The following is a 17921-nucleotide window of genomic DNA, read 5'->3' on the forward strand; positions in this document are numbered from 1 at the left end:
TTGATAATCCACTTTATAGTCCAATGATAATTTTTCTAATTCATCCTTTGGAATATAATTTAAAACTTCTGAAACCTTCATAGTTTCTCCCTAAATTACATAATTTTAAGGTTTCGAACACTTATGATTTTCAATCCGAGATTGATTAACAATAGACTAAAGCCACCTCATATTGGGGTGGTTTTTTTATGAATACGCTCTTTTGGTTTTAGCATCTCGTAAGAATGCATCAAGTAAGGCAAATAAATGACTTTTATCCACTTCACTTAATAGTTCAAAATCTTGTAAACGTTCTATCATACGTTTATCAAAAGAAGGTTTTAAGGTATCACTAACTAAATAATCTAGAGATACATCAAATATATCTGCAATGTTTTTTGCAGTTTCTACAGAGGGTAATGCTTCATTACGCTCATACTTACCAATCGCTTCCCGAGAAGCTTTAATCTGATTAGCCAACTCACTCTGTGACCATCCTTTTTGTTTACGTAGTTCTGTTATCTTGTTACCTATTTTAGTCATAATTACTTACAAAAACGTATGATTATACATCGATTTTACAAATATATGGTAAAAAAATATGTAAATAGTGATGATAGTTGTTGGTTAAATGTTTATGATTTTATAGTTTTGTGTCTGATCATACACCCCTGCTGCCGCTAGAGTGATCGCTACCGCTAGAATTTTTCTAGTGGCGTCGATGAGTGAGTGGTAAGAGTAAGAACACAAATATTGATAAATCCACAGCAGTAATGTTGTGGATTTTTATTACCCCGCTGCCGCTAGCGTCTCGCTAGTGGCCTCAAAGATTGGCTAAGGGTGGTACGTAAGTAAAAAAATAACAAGTTGGTTTCAAAAAATGAAACTGGTTTGTTGTATTTTGTTCCCATGAGCAGAAACTATCAAGATGATCATACTGTATTAGAAATAGATAATGATGGATACTTGTTAGGCCTTTCAAAGAAATGACACCACTAGCGAGACGCTAGCGGCAGCGGGGGGTAAGAGTACAGATGTTGTTGATAATTCTACAGGAATGTTTGCCACAAATATTATTTCATCTGCTGGAGAAAAATTGGCATATGAATTGATTGGTCATGGATTATCATTTTTTAATCAAGGAGTAGGTAGTCAACACGTTAACTCTATTCAAGCTTCAAATTTATATAAAAGAGTTACTAGTGGTGGGTCATATCGATTTTATAGAAATGGGCTTCACACAGTAATAGAGTTACAATACCAGGTACTATATCTTGGCAAGTGCCTTTATACCTAAAATAAGATGAACAAATGAAAAATAATATAATAATTATAGTGCTATTTAGCTGTTTAAATTTAACAGCACAGATTACTTTTGAGACAATACGTATTGAAACTGATAGTATTGTTAAAAAAGAAGTAAGATTTTTGAAACATAAAAATGTAGAAGATATAATTGCCTTGTATAATGATTATGGTGGTATTGCGATATTGTGGAGAGAAGGAGGTAAAGAAAAAGGGGTCCAATATTATCGTAGGAAACGTAACAACAAAAAATGTATTAAGAGAAAAGTAAAGTTTAATAAAAAGCGTAAAGAACTTTTAAATATCTTTTTTAAAAATTATGAAATCATTAAAAAAATAGAAGATAAAAAATGTACTGACGCAGAACAGTGTAATCCTGTATTTTTAACTGCTTTGTTAAATGGAGAAGGTTCGTTTACTAAAGAACTTTATTTTCATACAAGCTCCGAAACTTATAGGAAAAAATTGAATTCTATTAGTCAACTATCTAAAGATTTATTAAAATAGCTAGGAAAGCCTAATTCCCAGCTCGCGCTCGTCTGTGACGGGTGCCGTCAAAGCTTGGTAGGCAAAGAGTAAATAATAAAAGATTGATAAATCCACAGCATTGATGTTGTGGATTTTTATTACAAATACAGCTGGAAATATTACTTATATTTACGACGCTACTGGAGCAAAATTAAAGAAAATAGCTCCAAGTGGAAGTTCTTTAATAGAAACGGAGTATGCCGGGAATTACATCTATAAGAATGGGAACCTAGAGTTTTTTAACCATCCAGAAGGCTATGTAGAAAAAGAAGCTGATGAGTACAAGTATGTCTATCAGTTTAAGGATCATCTTGGTAATATTAGGTTGTCGTATAAAGATGTTGATAAGAATGGTTCTATATCTCAAAATGAGATTGTAGAAGAGAAGAATTATTATCCCTTTGGACTCGAACACAAAGGATACAATAATACGATTGTTGGTAGGGAGCATAACTACCAGACATATCAAGGACAAGAATTTACAGAAGACTTAGGTGTAAACATTTTAGAGTTTGAGTTTAGAGCATATGATCCTGCAATTGGTAGGTTCTGGCAAGTTGATCCTTTAGCAGAAGATTATGCATATCAATCTGTTTATAATTTTGCTGAAAATAGAGTGATCGATGGAAATGAGCTTGAAGGTTTAGAATGGACTAGGTTCGAAAACCCTGATGGCAGTACTCACTATACTGTGCATTTTAAAGTTTTGAACAGTACTACAGATAGATCATTTGGTAAAGCTTTAAACAGTGATCAAGTAACAGAATATGCTGATGCAATTAAAGATCAAACAGAAACTTCTTTTACAGGCAAAGACGCTGATGGGAATGATGTAACCGTTAGCGCAACTTATGAAATAGTAGAAAGCGCAGACGATATTGATACAGAAAATGATTTTTATGTAGAAATGGTTGATAAAGTTACTGTTGAGGGTAAATCAGAAGCTGAGACACACCCATTAATAAGAATAGCTGCGGGTAAGACTAAAGAATTAGGTAATCCTACATCAAATAGAATACAAGTATCAAGTTTTATAAATAATAATGCCCAGGAAGCAGGTTCTACAGGTGCACACGAATTAGGTCATACGGCTGGTTTAATGCACCAAGACGATGATAATAATCCTCAACACGTTGTTAATTCAATGGAGAGAAATAATTTAATGCATAGACCACAACATTTAAATACAATAACACCACAACAAAGAAGTGAAGTTAGAAGAGTTGTGCCTAGAGTAAGACCTGTTAACACCATAAATTCACTAGGAATTAAAAAACTATAATAAACTATGGAAGTATTTTTTAAAAAGACAATACTCTTATTATGTACTATTGCCTTTTATAACTGTGGAGTTGGTCAAAATTATAATATAAAATATAATAATATAGAGCCTACAGAGAAGCAAAAAAAAGTTATTAAAGAAGTTCAAAAAGATGGAGATTTAGTAATTGGATTTGATATTGGTTTTGAAAAAAACAATGTACTAATTACTACAAATAATAGTATTAAGTATAAGGAAATATTAACTACAGACCATACTTTAGGACTTGCAGGAAGCTATACCTTTTTTAGAGATAGCACCAAGATAGTTCAAGTCACTATTGATGATCATAAAATAGAACTTGTAATAAAAAAAGAATATCCTTTTATAAATATAGATTTGATAAAGGGTGTTCCTGAAATAGAGTACAGTAAAGTTTATAGGCAATATCAATAATTATAGACCTGAAACTGATAGCTCAGATTTGCAATCTAGGATTGATCAACTAAATTATAAAGTCACTCTTCGGGGTGACTTTTTATGTATATGCCCTTTTCGTTTTAAAATCTCGTAAAAATGCATCAACAGTCAGTAACAAGGCGTCACGTTCTTTCTGTGGTAGTTCATTAATATCATTAAGGCGTTTGCGCTAGTCAAGGATTAAACGCCGATGGTAGTAGTCAAAGCCAGTCAGGTTCAGGAAATAGTCAAACTAGTTCTGGCGGTAGTAATGAAGAAGAAGAAGACTTCTTTTCTAATGATTTTTTAGGTAACATAAACTTTACGAATAATAAAGAATTGAAAAAAACTAGCTCCTGTCAAGATGGAGGATGTTTTGATCCTATTGATTTTAGAAAAGATAGTCCTGAAGTTATTTATAAAAAATTGGTTAATAATGTTGCAAATTATATAAGCTTAAGAAATAAGGCTATAGCAAATGGAACAACAGTTGATGCTATTTATATTACCGATTTTATAGTTAATACAACTGACTCAAAATTAAAAGGATTTAATACTATAGTTCAACAGAAAATAAACTATGATGGAGGTTCGATTGAGATAGTAGGAAATATGTTAGAAGGGGAAAGAATGGCAAGATTAAGAAAGCCGGCTGCTCAAAGAACATTAGGTAAAGATTATTTATTTGAATTATGGTTTTTAGGAGAAGGTAGAAATAAAATAAAAAATCATAATAATACTTATTTTGAGCCAAGGTTACTACGTTTGAGTTTTAGGAACCAAGATCAATTTAATAGATTTATATCTAATATTAACGAAGCTAGTAAATGAAAAAAATTATAATAGTATTAGTGGTTGTATTGTCTTCTTGTGGAAAAGACACAGGTAAGTCATATGATTTTAATGGAAATTGGAGTCTAGTAGACTTAGATTCAACATACTATGAAATCAAAATACAAAACGATACAATAGTTACATATCACAAGGACTTATCATTTTTACCATTGAGGTCTTTTTATGTAAAAAACGATAGTATTTATCTTAGTAAATCTATTAATAATTTTGACAAAAAAGATGGTTATTTAATTAAAGAAGTAGACGAGAAAAGTTTTAGTTTAATAGCGGATGAATTCAACAGAAAGATGGTCTTAAAAAAAATAGATAGTTTATCTTTTACATTTGATAAGCTGAAAAATTATAAAAAAACACTTAAGTTTGAAATAGATTATTTGAATAGGAAAAATAAGCTTCTGGGATTAGAGCATCAATATAAATATAGTGATACAACAACCTATTTATCGCAGAAAAAGATTGATACATCTACAGTTAAATTAAACTAAAAGGTATTTTTAAATAAATAAAAATCCAGATAGCTTGGATTTGCAATCCGAGATTGATTAACAATAGACTAAAGCCACCTCATATTGGGGTGGTTTTTTTATGAGTATGCTTTTTTAGCCTTAGTATCTCTAATGATTGTATCAATTAATCTAAACAACATATTTTGCGTCTCTTCATCTAGGCTCTGTATATCCTGTAATCGTTGTACGGTCTTTTTATCAAAAGAAGCGTTAACACCTTCACCCCCAGCTAGCGCTCGTCTGTGACGGGCGCCGTCAAAGCTTGGTAAGCACAAAGAGTAAATAATAAAAGATTGATAAATCCACAACAGCAATGTTGTGGATTTTTATTACAAATACAGCTGGAAATATTACTTATATTTACGACGCTACTGGAGTAAAATTGAAGAAAATCGCTCCAAGTGGAAGTTCTTTAATAGAAACGGAGTATGCTGGAAACTACATCTATAAAAATGGAAATCTTGAGTTCTTTAACCATCCAGAGGGTTATGTAGAGAAAGAAGCTGATGGGTTCAAGTACGTATACCAGTTCAAAGACCATTTAAGAAACATACGATTATCCTATAAGGACTTTAATAAAGATGGATCGATTACTCAGGATGAGATTGTAGAGGAAAATAACTATTATCCCTTTGGGCTCGAACACAAAGGATACAATAATACTATTACTGGTAGAGAGCATCCTTACGGATATAATGGTAAGGAAGAACAGAATGAACTTAGATTAGAATGGCTTGATTTTGGGGCTCGTAATCATGACCCTGCATTGGGTAGATGGATGAATATAGATCCCCCGCTAGCGCCAGAATGTTTCTGGTGCCGTCAAAGTTTGGCAGGATATTAGTAAATATTTAAAATGAAGAAAGATTTCAAGATACAAAGAAGCATAACCTTTTATGAAAAAAGTGGTGAGACGCTTATTGGTGAACGAATTTTATTAGAAGAAGATTTTCCATTACTAGAATTAAAAAGAATGTTTGAAACTTCTGAAAAAGACCCTTTGCTTTATGAACAATATAATATAAATAAGGAAATGGCAAACCGTATAGCTAATATGATTGATTTTTCTTTTGATTTTGATAAATATGAGTACTTCTTTGAAACTTTTAATGTTGACCTAGAAATTGGAAATGGAGTCAGATCAAAAGATCATTAATGTAAAATTAATTGCTTGGTTTCAAAAAATGAAACTAGTTAGTTTTACATTTGCTATAGATATTATTGACAGGGATTGCAAATCCTCGCGATCGGAATATAATTATGGACGATAATTTAAAAGACTTTGTTTCCTATCTAAATCAATCTCTCCCAAGTGATATTGACTATAGAGAATTGTCAAATTTATGTTTAACATTATTTTGTATTATTGGTATTTTACCTGAAAGATTTCAATCTTTAGAGTTGAATAAGGAAAATTTAGCAATCATCTTTTCTAAAATTGCAAAAGAAAAAAAGTTACCTACTTATCCTCCTTTAGCTTCAGTGTATGGAGCTTCATTTCATAAAAGTCATGATAAGGGACATTGGTTAGAGGTTATGGCTAGTATTTTAAAATTAAAAAATGAACCCGATATAAAAGAAGCTGAAAAATTACTAATATTAAGTTGATCTTATATAAAAAACCAATACCGCAGATTTCAAATCCGTGCTAAGTATTATGAACAATCACTAAGACCATTAAGTTCACTATACGGCATAAAAAAAGCTGCTTCTACTATTAGAAACAGCTTTTTTAAACTATGTGGTCCCACTTGGGCTCGAACCAAGGACCCCCTGATTATGAGTAACATGCTATTCGGTTTTATACAATTCAATTTGGATCGTAAGTTGCTAATAATCAAATAGTTTTGAGGAATCAGAAATCTGTTATGGTTTGTTTTAAACCGTATGAAACTGAAAAAACCGAGCAAAAACCGAGCAATTTTTCTTTGTTATTTAATTGCATTACAGTATTTTAGATTTTGTTAAAATGTAACTATGGCAACACTTACTTTAATGCTTGATAAACGTAACAAAAAAGCAAAAGAGTTTCCTTTGATTATAAGAGTACGTCACAAAGGAATTCCAAAGAATATTCCATTAGGTTATAAATTGACTCCCGAACAATGGAATGAAGATAAAAACCAAGTCAAGGCGTCATTTCCGAATTCAAAAAGAGCAAATCATAAAATAGACGAGAAGTGGGCTATAGCTTCAAAGATCATTTCTGATTATAATACGGTACTAAAAACATTAACCGTATATGAGGTTGTCGATTTGATTCATAATGCTCTTATAAAAAGTGTAGAAGAGAACACCTTGATTTTGAAAAGTGAGCCTAAAAAAATCCAAACTTTTTTAAATGTATACGGTACAAAAGTAATTGCTCGTTATCAGGATGCTAGACGTTTTGGTATGGCGGATGCGATGAGAAGTGCTATCGATTTGCTACTTAAGTTTAATTCTGGAGAAGATATATTGATATCAAAAATCAACGAAATATTTTTGGAAGATCTAGAATCCTGGTACTTAAGTAAGGATAATAAACCAGTAAATAAAAAGACTTCAAATAAAAGTAAAACAATATATAAGAAAAATACGTTAAATGGTCTTGGTGTAAGATTAAGATCGATTAGAAGAGTTTATAATCTGGCGATCAAAGATACGAGCACAGAGCTCAAATTAGATGACTATCCGTTCGGAAAAGGTAGATATGCTATCAAACAACAGAGAACAAAAAAGAGAGCAGCCAATCTAGATATTATAGAACAAATTAAAGAAATGGATATTCCTAAAGAATCTCCTTTATGGCACCATAAGAATTATTTTCTGGTGAATTTTTATATGCGAGGGATGAACTTTATGGATATGGCGTATTTAAAAGTAGGTTCTATAAGTAAAGGCAGATTAAAATACCAAAGGCGTAAAACAAGAAGAGGTGCAAACGTAAAGGAATTTGATATTTTGATTCCAGAATATGTCTTAAGACTTTTTAAATATTATATCAAGGGAAAATCAAAAGAAAACCTAATATTTCCTATTCTGGATGATGTAATTCATATAGAATCAGAAGAACGAGTACATGAAATTTATAAGAACCGCAGAAGAAATCATAACCGTAGGTTGAATACAATTAGTAAAAAACTCAATCTCGATATTAAACTTACTACTTATGTAGCCAGACACACTTTTGCAACAGCTGGATTGTATAAAGGAATTTCAAAAGCTGAAATTGGTGATATGCTTGGCCATACTAACTACTATACTACCGAAGCTTATTTTGCTGATTTTGAGAATGAAATTTTAGATAAAGCTGCAGAAAAGATTTTTGGCTAAGAAGTATTTTTTATCTTTTCTCCAACTCTTTAATAAAATACCAAGGATAAATCCCCGTCTTTTTATAGAATGCTTTAGCAAAAGCTTCTGCATTATTAAATCCAATATCTTGTGCAATCGCTTTTACCGTATATTTTCTAAAAATACGATCCTCTTTTAGTTTACCTATCACATAATTGATAATCAGATCATTGATATAACTGGTAAAGTTTTTTCTTGAAATGTATTGACCATTTTAGAGAGGTAATTAGCATTAGATCCAAAGCTTTTTACCAGATCTTTGGCATTAAGATTTGATTTTAGATACCCCTGCTTTTGTTCGAATTTTTTAAGTTGATCAAGGAGATGATTTAATGTTTCTTTATTGATTGATGAAGCTTCTGATGGATTATCCGGAATATAAAAAAGATAATACTATGAATTGAATTTTTTGATTGATAAGGTTAGGTTTTTCATATAAGATATTTGTAAGCTTGCAATAACTTCCAGATAGTAGTTAAAAATAACCCCGCTTTTAAGGGCGGGATTTTAAGTATTATGTATATTATTCTTTAGGTTGATAATCGGGGTGACCGGTTTGCCAGAGGGCGAAGGAAAAGGCGTCTGCCATATTTTTATAGTAATAGTCCATAGTACCATCACCACCATGATTTGCATTAAAATCTACAGAAAATAATGTTGGTTTACCGTTCGGATTAGTAGCCTGCATTTTTGCAACAAACTTTGCCGGATCCCATGGTACTACTGCGCCATCATTCATTCCGGTTGATATTAGAATTGCAGGATAGTCTATATTTTTTTCGATATGATGATATGCATCCATTTCGTATAGAGCTTCGAATTCTTCTTTGATTTCTACAGTTCCAAATTCTTTAATACTATTAGGTCCGTTCGGCTGAATTTCTGATCGAACTAAATTAATTGAAGGAACGCTCATTAGAGCAACCTCAAAAAGATCAGGGCGTTCTGTTATCGCTCTGCCTATTGTTATTCCTGCTGCACTGGTTCCAAAAGCTACATTGAGTTCTGGGGAGGTGTATCCCTCTTTAATTAAATATTCTGTGCACGAAATCAAATCTTTCCAACTGTTAGATTTAGTTGTTTTAAAACCTGCTTTATGCCAGGCATCTCCTTTTTCACCACCACCTCGTACATGGGGTAATACCCAAATATTCCCTTCATTAACCCATGTTAGCAAAGTAATCATAAAATAAGGACTAAACGAAGCACCATATGCTCCATAACTTAAAGAGATTAAACGATTATTGCCATCTTTTTTAAGTCCTTTTTTGTAGATTACGGATAAAGGAATTTTTATACCATCGTGAGAAGGTACTTCAATTTCTTCTACCACAAAATCATTAAATTCAGGAAAATTCGTTTTAGTATTTAAGTCAAGAAGTGAAAATTCTCGTTTTTCTATATTATAAGTATATACTTGATTGGGTTGTGTCCAACTGTATAAAGAGACTTTAAGTGTGTCTCCTTCGTGTGAAATATAAGTATTGCCAGAGGCCAAAGGAAGTTGTATTTCTTCTTCTACTCCATTTTTTTTACTAAAAAATTTAGATTCTACTCCATTTTTTATGGTTACGTAAAATAACTCACCATCTATATATTCAAAGTCAGTAATGACTCGATCTTTTTTTTCTTCTACCAAAACGGTAGGGTTTTTAAAATCAGGGTGTTGTATAGAAGTCTTGCAAATCTTAAAGTTAGAAGCATCTTTTGATGTCAAATATATTAATTCATCTGTGTCGGTAAAAAAGCTATCAATTTGATCTTCTTTTTTAAACAACAACTTCCAATTGAGATTTGTGTAATTTGTCTCCTTGTTTATTGTTGCGTAATACGTATCATCATATTTTGATACTCCTCCAATGATTCCAAATATATGATCAGCCTTATCGGATTTAATATTAACAATAGGAAAATCGGCTGATTCCATAGGGATAGATGGATTATTTTTTTTCGAAAATACTTCAATTACCTGAGTGGTATCCATATCTAATTTATGAAGAACTGCTCTGGTATTTGTCATATACTCCTTACTTTGATGATCAGTATTAGGAAAATTTTGATAAATAAAACCAGAATCATCCGGTAGCCAATTAATTCCACCAGTCGTTTTTGGCTTCGCTTTTTGTATAATCTGAGCATTTATTTTCTTGGTTACCAAATCATAAACAAGCAAATCTGAGATGTTTTCTCCTTTTTTAACAAGACTAATAGCAACTTTAGTGGCGTCCCAGCTCACTTTAAAATAATTGATAATATGATCGGTTTTATAATCAGTAGGATTGTATACTAATTTTTCTTGCTCATTTGGTCTTTTTAAATATAATTTATCAAATTCTTCTCCTCGTTTTCTTTTCAGATAAAAAACGGTTTTGTTTTTATGGATTTTTATTTTGCTTATGGTGGACTCTTGTCTTTTATCAAATACTAATTGTTTAGCTAATAAACTATCCCTTCTAGGAATTACATTTAGAAAAGTCCTGGCATAGTTTTCTTGAGCTGCAAACCATTGTATTACCGTTGAATCCTTGAGGTTTTCCAGATTACGATATGGATCTTCTATAGATGTTCCATGGTAGGTGTCAATCACTGGAATTGAAGGAATAAAAGGATAGGAATATATCTTTTCTTTTTTCTTATTACATGATACATTTATAATGATAAGAATTAACAAAATCTTTTTTTGAAACATTATGTTTTATTTAAACTATTTTTAAACCAGAATCAGGATTAATTTTTTTGCTTATTTGAAGGAAAATAGTTTTTGAAGAGATAAATATAATTTCAACAAAAACTATTTTAATGGATCCTAAAATGTTAATTTTATTGATCAATGAAATTATCCTCATCTTTTGGAGGGCAAGTCGGTTTGTTACTTTTTGTGTCACCTTGACCATCATTTCCACCACCATTTATGACTGATAAGTTTATAATTTTCATTTTCTCCAAATTGAGATTTTTCTTATTAAAATTTTCATATTTCATAGTTACAATATTTTTATACATATTTGACTCAAGACTAATTTTCTACTTATTCAAAAACTATTATTACTGAATAAAATATTTAATCTCCTTCTTTTGGGGGGCAATGTGGGTTACCACTTCTTTCATCTCCTCCTCCTCTAATAGCTATTAAATTTGTAACTTGTAATTTCTCTAAATTAAGTTTTTTTAGCTTTTTCTTAAGTTTTTTTGTTTTCATGATTATATAGAATTTTATTTACGACAAATATATCTTTAAAATGGATTCAAAATAAAATCAAAAGACTTATTGTATACGAAATTCCATGAATTTCGTGCTATAATCCCTCCGCCTGATTAAGTTGCTTTATAAAATAAGATGGTTGTATTCCTGTATATTTTTTAAATGCAGATGAAAACGATTCGGCTTTATTAAACCCAACTTCTTCAGCTAATCCCTGCACAGAATAATTACGTAATTTTTTATTTGTCTTTAGTGCATTAACCATATAATCAATTCGTAGATCATTAATATAAGTAGTGAGGCTTTTTTTCTTATAAATATTTATAATTTTAGATAGATATTTTGAATTGGTTCCAATATTTTTTGATAAAGAGTTTATAGTTATATTTTTCTCTAGATAGAGATGTTTTTTTTCAAAATAATCTAACTCAGATAAAATGGTTTCAACTACGTCTTTTGGGATACCAATTTTATTATCTTTTTTTGTACTAATATTATCTTTTTTCTGGTCAATAGATAAAGTAGATTCATGAATAAGTTGATCAAATTTTTTCTTCAGAGTTTTTCTTTTTTTGTATTGAAACAACAACAATAGTAGGATCGCTATTGAAACAGAAACAGAAATTGACAGCCAATAACCAATACTCTTTTGATCTTTTTCAAGTTCTCTAATTAATAACTGTTTTTCCTTTAGAAGCGTAGGTTTTTCAAATTCTGCAAATAATTTATCCGACACAAAACTTCTTTGGCTATAGATAACACTATCAAAATCTAGTAATTTATTAATATATTCTAATTGTTTATCTTTATCATTATTTTGTTTATAATTCTTGATAATAAACTCATATCCTTGACGTATTTCAGGAATGAATATTTTTTTCTTTTGTACTAAAGAATCTTGTTTAAGAAAATAGTATAAAGCTTTTTGGTCATCTCCTAATTTATTTTGAATTTCACCACTATAATACATTCCAAGAGTAATTATTTCTGCATTTAAAGGATTGTAAATGTTTTTTAAAGATAATCCTTTATCAATACTATCTTTGGCGGCTGCAAAATTCTTCTTGTAATATTGATTGATCCCTTCATTAATAACAAATGATGAATATTTTTTTTTATATTCATTTATACTTTTAACAATTCCTTCTTTATTATAAAATGTAGCAGAATCTAATATTTTATTATATCTGTATGAATCAGCTAAAGCAAGTAACGATTCAAGATAATATTCTAAATCAAAATCTTTTTTGTTTTTCTCATATAAGAAATCTTCTTTAAATAAAGACAGTGCTTCTTCGTATTTACCTAAATGAGTTTTAACAAGAGCTATATTATGTTTTGTAATATAAATGTAGTTAATACTATTAACTTCTCTAGCCACTTCTAGAATCTTTAAATAATTGTTTAATGCAGATGAATAATTTCCTTTATTATAATAGTAAGAACCTTTAAAAGAATATGGTAATAATAGATAAGAAGCATCACTTAAATTTTCGCTAATCTCAATTGATTTGTTAAGCAAGGCTAATTTTTCAGAATCGTTTTTTGCATAATATGATAAATAACAATAAGATCTGGCTTGACGTTCTCTATTATTATCTTTTATGGCTTTAGTTAATATGGTATTTAAATAAATATTCGATTTTAAAGTGTCATTATAAATTTTTAAGTAGGATTCATTTAATTGTTCGTAACTCTTACCAACAAGTGAATCTGGAATTATAAAATCGCTTTCCTGGCCATTTACTTTATTTCCATTAAATAAAATGTAGAAGAGTATTAGTATATAATTAAATCTCAGGGAGGTCATAAAATCGTATAAATGTAAAAGATTCGCCAAAGTACTACATGACAAATATAGTACTTTCTTAATAGGACTAAATTTTGAAGGTAATGAATTGATATATAGTTTTTTATTGGTTCATTTTCTACTCTAAATTCCTTGAAAATCGACTCGATATTCCATGAAAGTCGATTTGTTCCCCTTGCAAAACCCCTCATACCTCTCTTACATTTGACCCAACAAAAAATGTACAAGATGGCTACTTACCCACACAACAGTAAACATATGTTTATGTCTGATATCCTAAAAATGTTACACCTTAAGATGGATGAATTTATGTACAACCTAGTACATTATAGTCCTTATGAGATGATATTATACGTCTGGATGAATAAATTATATGACAAAGGATGGACAAGTGAAAAGGCCATAGAACTCATTTATAAAGCGAGAAACATACTTTTTCTTAATAAAAAAAATAGTTGGTGTAGTTCCCCCAATGTCACCCCGAGCCTGTCGAAGGGCTAAACTTGAACACCTACTTATGCTTACTTTTTACTATAACAACTTAAACCACGATCAAAAAAAGCGTACTGATCACAAAATTGCTTTATGGAGTAATACCCCTATAGATATAGTAAAAAAAGTACTATCAAAGATGAATCCCCCAATAAACATTGTTAATGGCGAAATAGCCTTACATGCCAATACCCTAAATAGAATCGAGAACAACATACGTAAACCACTTCATCATTGCACTAAAAAGAAATACTAATGTATAAAGGGAAAACAATATGAATCTTATTATCAGACATGTCGAAATCATGGAACGTATCGATCAACTCATCCGATTACAAGCTACGGGGTCACCAGAGGATTGTTCTGCTCGTTTAGGGATTTCAAAAACCAAATTATATCGAATCATAGGAGTGATGAAAAACTTAAACGCTCCGATTGAATATGATTTTTCTATACAAAGTTATGTGTATGTAGAAGAGGTGGGTTTCAAGTTCGGATTTTACACAAAAAAAAATGAGGTCAAAAAGCTAAATCCCTTTGTCGGATAATGAGAGTAGAGATTGGAAAATGGGAGTCAAGAAAAATGCATCAGAGATTGAGCTTCGAACATCAAATAAAAAATATTCAATAAAATTTTCCCAGTCCCGAAAAATGAAACTGGCTTTTATTACTCTTGCATTAGGACAACAAATTGCATCATCAAAGTAATAAAAATCAGCTTTGGTTTGGTGCAGGAAAAATTGAAAACAATTACAAAATCACTTTTATGAAAAAACAACTTTTAGGTTTGTTATTTATGGGATTTGTATTAATTACAAATCAACAAACACATGCGCAAGATCCACTACAGGAAGCCTTACAGGTTTTTCCTGTTTCACCAGAAGCGGCAAGTTTGGGAAAATATGGGGATATCCCTGTCAACTTAGCCTCGGGTAAGATCAATTATACTGTGCCTTTATACACCATAAAAGTTGGTGGTTTCGAATGGCCAATCTATCTCTCCTATAATTATGGGGGATTAGTTACCGAACAAGATCATGCCATGACGGGGATGGGTTGGGATTTAATGGCCAATGGTAGAGTCACTAAACAGGTACGAGGAGTTGATGATGATTATGGGAACCAAGCGTATAAATCCAATACCGTAATCCCATATTTACAAGGAGCTTATAATACACTTTCTTTAGAAGAACTTGATCTTAAAAGATTGGAGATCTATAATAATATTGCAAACAAAAACTATGACGCAGAACAAGATAAATACAATATCAATGTAGCAGGACTCGATGGGAGTTTTGTGTTTGATGAAACGGGTGCTATCGTATTTCTAAATCATAGGAATTATAAAGTTCAAAAAAATAATGACAAATTCAAGATTATTAATGATCAGGGTATTAATTACTATTTTGATGTATACGAATTGGGAACTTATAATTACGGTGCATTTTCTGAACCAATAAATCATATTATACCAGTAAGTTATTTGTTAACACGAATAGAATTGCCTAACAATAAAGGAAGTATCTATTTTGACTATGGCCCAGGAGAATCGTATGGTAAAACGGTGGTTTCAGAATCAGAAACCAGGGTAAGAGGTACTTTAACAGGGACAAACATTGCCCATAAACACAGTTCGATAAGCAGAAATACTCTTCAAAAAATTAGATTTCCTAATGGTGAAGTACAATTTGATATCAGTAGCAGCGTTGACCAGGGAATCTCCATTCAGGCATTAAATAACATTTCTATTTGGGATAGCAGCAAACAAATCACCAAGTATACGTTCACTTATGATCAACCTACAAAAAACAGGAAAACACTTTTAGGAATTACCAGAAATAATGGAGATGATACACTACCATGGTACCAATTTGAATACTATCCATATCCTGATATGCTTCCTTTCGATCAAAATTACAAGCAACAAGATTTCTGGGGATATTATAATGGTTTGGGATATTCTCTATTATCCGATCAAGGTAAAGAAATCATTCCAGCCAAGACTATAATGGGTGCTCTAAAAAAGATTACTTATCCCACAAAAGGATATAGTGAGATCACCTATGAACAAAATAGAATTCCTAATAATAGCGGTTCAAATACAGCTGCTAACTGTAGTTATTCGCATAACAAATCGATTAGCAGATTAATCAAGGTTGAAGGAGGCGTTTTTGATAAAATGATAGATACTATTATACAAATACCAGAACATCAGATAGTCAAAATTACAGGCAGATTAATATTAGGCGAAGGTGCTGGAAATGATTTTATAGGCACTGAAACCGACATCCGTATTTCAACAACTGGATCAGGATGTACATTTGATAATGTAAACCTCCATATCTATAAGGATGGAGAAACTATTGCTTGCGAACCTGGAATAAGTTGTCCTGATTCTTATAATGAGGATTATGAGCAATTTGGATATACTACAAATGGGAAAATTCATATACAAGGGAGATTAACTGCGCCATTTGGAACTAGTGTTTCTGTTAGATATACTATTCATTATGAAGAACGTGCTGAAGAGTTAAATTCATATAAATACGTAGGAGGTATTAGAGTTGGTAGTACCACAGATTGCGATGGCATGGGGCAGTGTAAAACAAAAACCTATAAATATGTGATGGAAGATGGTTCTCATAGTGGACATTTAGCAGGATCTCCTGCTGTTTTCGAATATTCAACTAGACATAGACAGGATCATTATATAGAAATTAAAACGCATAAGACCGCAAAAAGTATGTTTGGTTTGATGGGGTATCAAGGAAGTCCGGTTTTATATAGACGGGTAGAAGTTCTAGAAGAAGGAGGAACTAACGGTAAGACAGTAAATCAGTATTCTATCTATAATAATGGGATTACAAGTTTTCCATTTTCTGTTGGGACAGATAATGATTGGAGAAAGGGAAGACTTCTTAAAAGCGAAATATTTAAGAAACAGGGAAATGATTTTGTATTACAAAGGGAAACCTTAAATGAATACAATAATTTCTATCCATATGGAGCTAATACCAATAGTTCTGTAAAAGCATACGGAATGGCTGTTGGAAGAAATCAATGGCGTCAATCAGGAGGGGTTTTATTCGATGCTAGTTCGCTGGATTATGATGAAAATCATTATGTAGAGTATCCCAAAGAATATCAACTGGTTAAAACCACTACACGAGAATTTTTGGATGATAAAATAGTGACCAATGAGACCTCATATACTTATGATAATCCTTATGGTCAGCTCAAAACACAGACCACCACAGATAGTGATAACAAAACGTTGACGACTACGTATAGTTATCCTTATGATCAACCTGGTACAGTAAATAATCTATTGGTGGCTCAAAACAGAATTACGACTCCTGTAGAAACACAGAGCAAAGAAAACACCACTATTCTGGGGACACAACAAACAGAATTTATCGATTGGGGGAATGGAATTGTGCTTCCTGGGATCACTAAGATAGCTAAAGGAAGTGATACTCCAGAGCCTCGTCTCACCTATCATAAATATGATACTCAAGGCAACCCTCTTGAAGTATCTCAGATCGATGGGCGTCATATCATGTATGTTTGGGGGTACAATACTACCCAACCCATTGTAAAAATTGATAATGCTAGTTATACAGGGATATCAGTAGCAGTAACTGCGTTGATCGATCAGTTAAAAGCTACATCAGATACAGAAGATACTGCAGCAGAGGAAGCCACCATGCGTACGCTGCTTAAAAACTTAAGAGAGCATGCCTATTTTTCAAATGCACAAGTGAGCGGGTATACCTATGATCCATTAATCGGGGTAACCAGCATGACCAATCCACAAGGACAAACAGCCTATTATAGGTACGATGATATGAACCGAATGCAATATGCATTAGATCAGGATCAGCACGTGGTACAGCAAGTACGCTATAACTATCAAGGTCAGCAATCTGATGCTTTGGGAGGAGTGATTATTGATACTCCAGGTGATGGACCTAAGATTCCTAATCAGCCTGCAACCTTTACTGCGAATACTTCTGGTAGTGGGAGTGCTAACCTATATACATGGAGTGTGAATGGTACACAAGAACAATGTGGTAGTGGAGTAAGTTTTACCAAAACCTTTACTAGTGAAGGTACTTATGAAGTAAAGGTATTGGCCTACAATACAGAAACCAAACACAGAGTAAGTCATACCATGAGTGTAATAGT

Annotated in this window: 18 protein-coding genes; 12 read left to right on the forward strand and 6 right to left on the reverse strand. The window is 31.7% G+C overall.

From position 1 onward, the window contains the following. Positions 1-186: 186 nt before the first annotated feature. Positions 187-522 carry a helix-turn-helix domain-containing protein gene (locus FOF46_RS28410; protein ID WP_143918844.1) on the reverse strand — a complete coding sequence of 112 codons (336 nt, stop codon included), beginning with the start codon at positions 520-522 and terminating at the stop codon, positions 187-189. A gap of 514 nt (positions 523-1036) precedes the next feature. Between FOF46_RS28410 and FOF46_RS28415 the strand changes: the two genes are divergently transcribed. The 6 genes from FOF46_RS28415 to FOF46_RS28440 all read left to right on the forward strand — a co-directional run bounded on the left by FOF46_RS28415 (position 1037) and on the right by FOF46_RS28440 (position 4872). After that, on the forward strand, positions 1037-1276 hold the full coding sequence (locus FOF46_RS28415) for a hypothetical protein (protein ID WP_143918845.1): 240 nt from the start codon (positions 1037-1039) through the stop codon (positions 1274-1276). Positions 1277-1290: 14 nt separating this feature from the next. Then, positions 1291-1791 (forward strand): hypothetical protein, encoded by a 501-nt coding sequence (locus tag FOF46_RS28420; RefSeq protein ID WP_143918846.1) that lies wholly within the window; start codon positions 1291-1293, stop codon positions 1789-1791. Between the two features lie 103 nt (positions 1792-1894). Then, entirely contained in the window at positions 1895-3094 is a 1200-nt protein-coding gene (locus tag FOF46_RS28425; RefSeq protein ID WP_143918847.1) for an RHS repeat domain-containing protein, read from the forward strand. Positions 3095-3100: 6 nt separating this feature from the next. Further along, the gene (locus FOF46_RS28430) at positions 3101-3529 is read left to right on the forward strand and encodes a hypothetical protein (protein ID WP_143918848.1); all 429 of its coding nucleotides are present in this window, start codon (positions 3101-3103) and stop codon (positions 3527-3529) included. Positions 3530-3871: 342 nt separating this feature from the next. Next, entirely contained in the window at positions 3872-4363 is a 492-nt protein-coding gene (locus FOF46_RS28435) for a hypothetical protein (protein WP_143918849.1), read from the forward strand. Beyond that, positions 4360-4872, forward strand: coding sequence for a hypothetical protein (locus FOF46_RS28440; RefSeq protein WP_143918850.1), 513 nt, complete (start codon positions 4360-4362; stop codon positions 4870-4872). The genes FOF46_RS28435 and FOF46_RS28440 overlap by 4 nt, the downstream gene beginning before the upstream one ends. 98 nt (positions 4873-4970) lie before the next feature. Here the strand turns inward: FOF46_RS28440 and FOF46_RS28445 are convergent, their stop codons facing one another. After that, positions 4971-5168, reverse strand: a complete 198-nt coding sequence (locus FOF46_RS28445) for a hypothetical protein (protein WP_143918851.1) — start codon at positions 5166-5168, stop codon at positions 4971-4973. A 38-nt stretch (positions 5169-5206) separates the two neighbouring features. On the opposite strand from FOF46_RS28445, the gene FOF46_RS28450 reads away from it, so the two are divergent. The 4 genes from FOF46_RS28450 (at position 5207) to FOF46_RS28465 (ending at position 8208) form a co-directional block, all read left to right on the forward strand. Beyond that, positions 5207-5737: an RHS repeat domain-containing protein gene (locus tag FOF46_RS28450; RefSeq protein WP_143918852.1), complete on the forward strand. Its 531-nt coding sequence runs from the start codon at positions 5207-5209 to the stop codon at positions 5735-5737. A 12-nt stretch (positions 5738-5749) separates the two neighbouring features. Next, positions 5750-6049: a DUF7683 domain-containing protein gene (locus FOF46_RS28455; RefSeq protein WP_143918853.1), complete on the forward strand. Its 300-nt coding sequence runs from the start codon at positions 5750-5752 to the stop codon at positions 6047-6049. 104 nt (positions 6050-6153) lie between these two features. After that, on the forward strand, positions 6154-6501 hold the full coding sequence (locus FOF46_RS28460) for a hypothetical protein (protein ID WP_143918854.1): 348 nt from the start codon (positions 6154-6156) through the stop codon (positions 6499-6501). Between the two features lie 369 nt (positions 6502-6870). Then, on the forward strand, positions 6871-8208 hold the full coding sequence (locus tag FOF46_RS28465; protein ID WP_143918855.1) for a tyrosine-type recombinase/integrase: 1338 nt from the start codon (positions 6871-6873) through the stop codon (positions 8206-8208). Positions 8209-8218: 10 nt separating this feature from the next. Here FOF46_RS28465 and FOF46_RS28470 read toward each other — a convergent pair whose 3' ends face one another. The 4 genes from FOF46_RS28470 to FOF46_RS28480 all read right to left on the reverse strand — a co-directional run bounded on the left by FOF46_RS28470 (position 8219) and on the right by FOF46_RS28480 (position 13241). Next, positions 8219-8380 (reverse strand): AraC family transcriptional regulator, encoded by a 162-nt coding sequence (locus FOF46_RS28470; RefSeq protein ID WP_143918856.1) that lies wholly within the window; start codon positions 8378-8380, stop codon positions 8219-8221. A 372-nt stretch (positions 8381-8752) separates the two neighbouring features. Continuing rightward, positions 8753-10918, reverse strand: coding sequence for a prolyl oligopeptidase family serine peptidase (locus FOF46_RS28475; RefSeq protein WP_143918857.1), 2166 nt, complete (start codon positions 10916-10918; stop codon positions 8753-8755). A gap of 372 nt (positions 10919-11290) precedes the next feature. Then, complete coding sequence (locus FOF46_RS31845; protein ID WP_167571978.1) at positions 11291-11428, reverse strand: hypothetical protein; 138 nt, start codon at positions 11426-11428, stop codon at positions 11291-11293. A 97-nt stretch (positions 11429-11525) separates the two neighbouring features. Further along, positions 11526-13241, reverse strand: a complete 1716-nt coding sequence (locus tag FOF46_RS28480) for a helix-turn-helix domain-containing protein (RefSeq protein WP_143918858.1) — start codon at positions 13239-13241, stop codon at positions 11526-11528. Between the two features lie 767 nt (positions 13242-14008). On the opposite strand from FOF46_RS28480, the gene FOF46_RS28485 reads away from it, so the two are divergent. Both FOF46_RS28485 and FOF46_RS28490 read left to right on the forward strand, forming a co-directional pair. Next, positions 14009-14281, forward strand: a complete 273-nt coding sequence (locus tag FOF46_RS28485; protein ID WP_143918859.1) for a hypothetical protein — start codon at positions 14009-14011, stop codon at positions 14279-14281. Positions 14282-14499: 218 nt separating this feature from the next. Further along, positions 14500-17921 (forward strand): PKD domain-containing protein (locus FOF46_RS28490; protein ID WP_143918860.1); only part of this gene is annotated, 3422 nt, incomplete at its 3' end.

It is taken from the genome of Aquimarina algiphila, from assembly GCF_007489275.1.
GTDB lineage: Bacteria > Bacteroidota > Bacteroidia > Flavobacteriales > Flavobacteriaceae > Aquimarina > Aquimarina algiphila.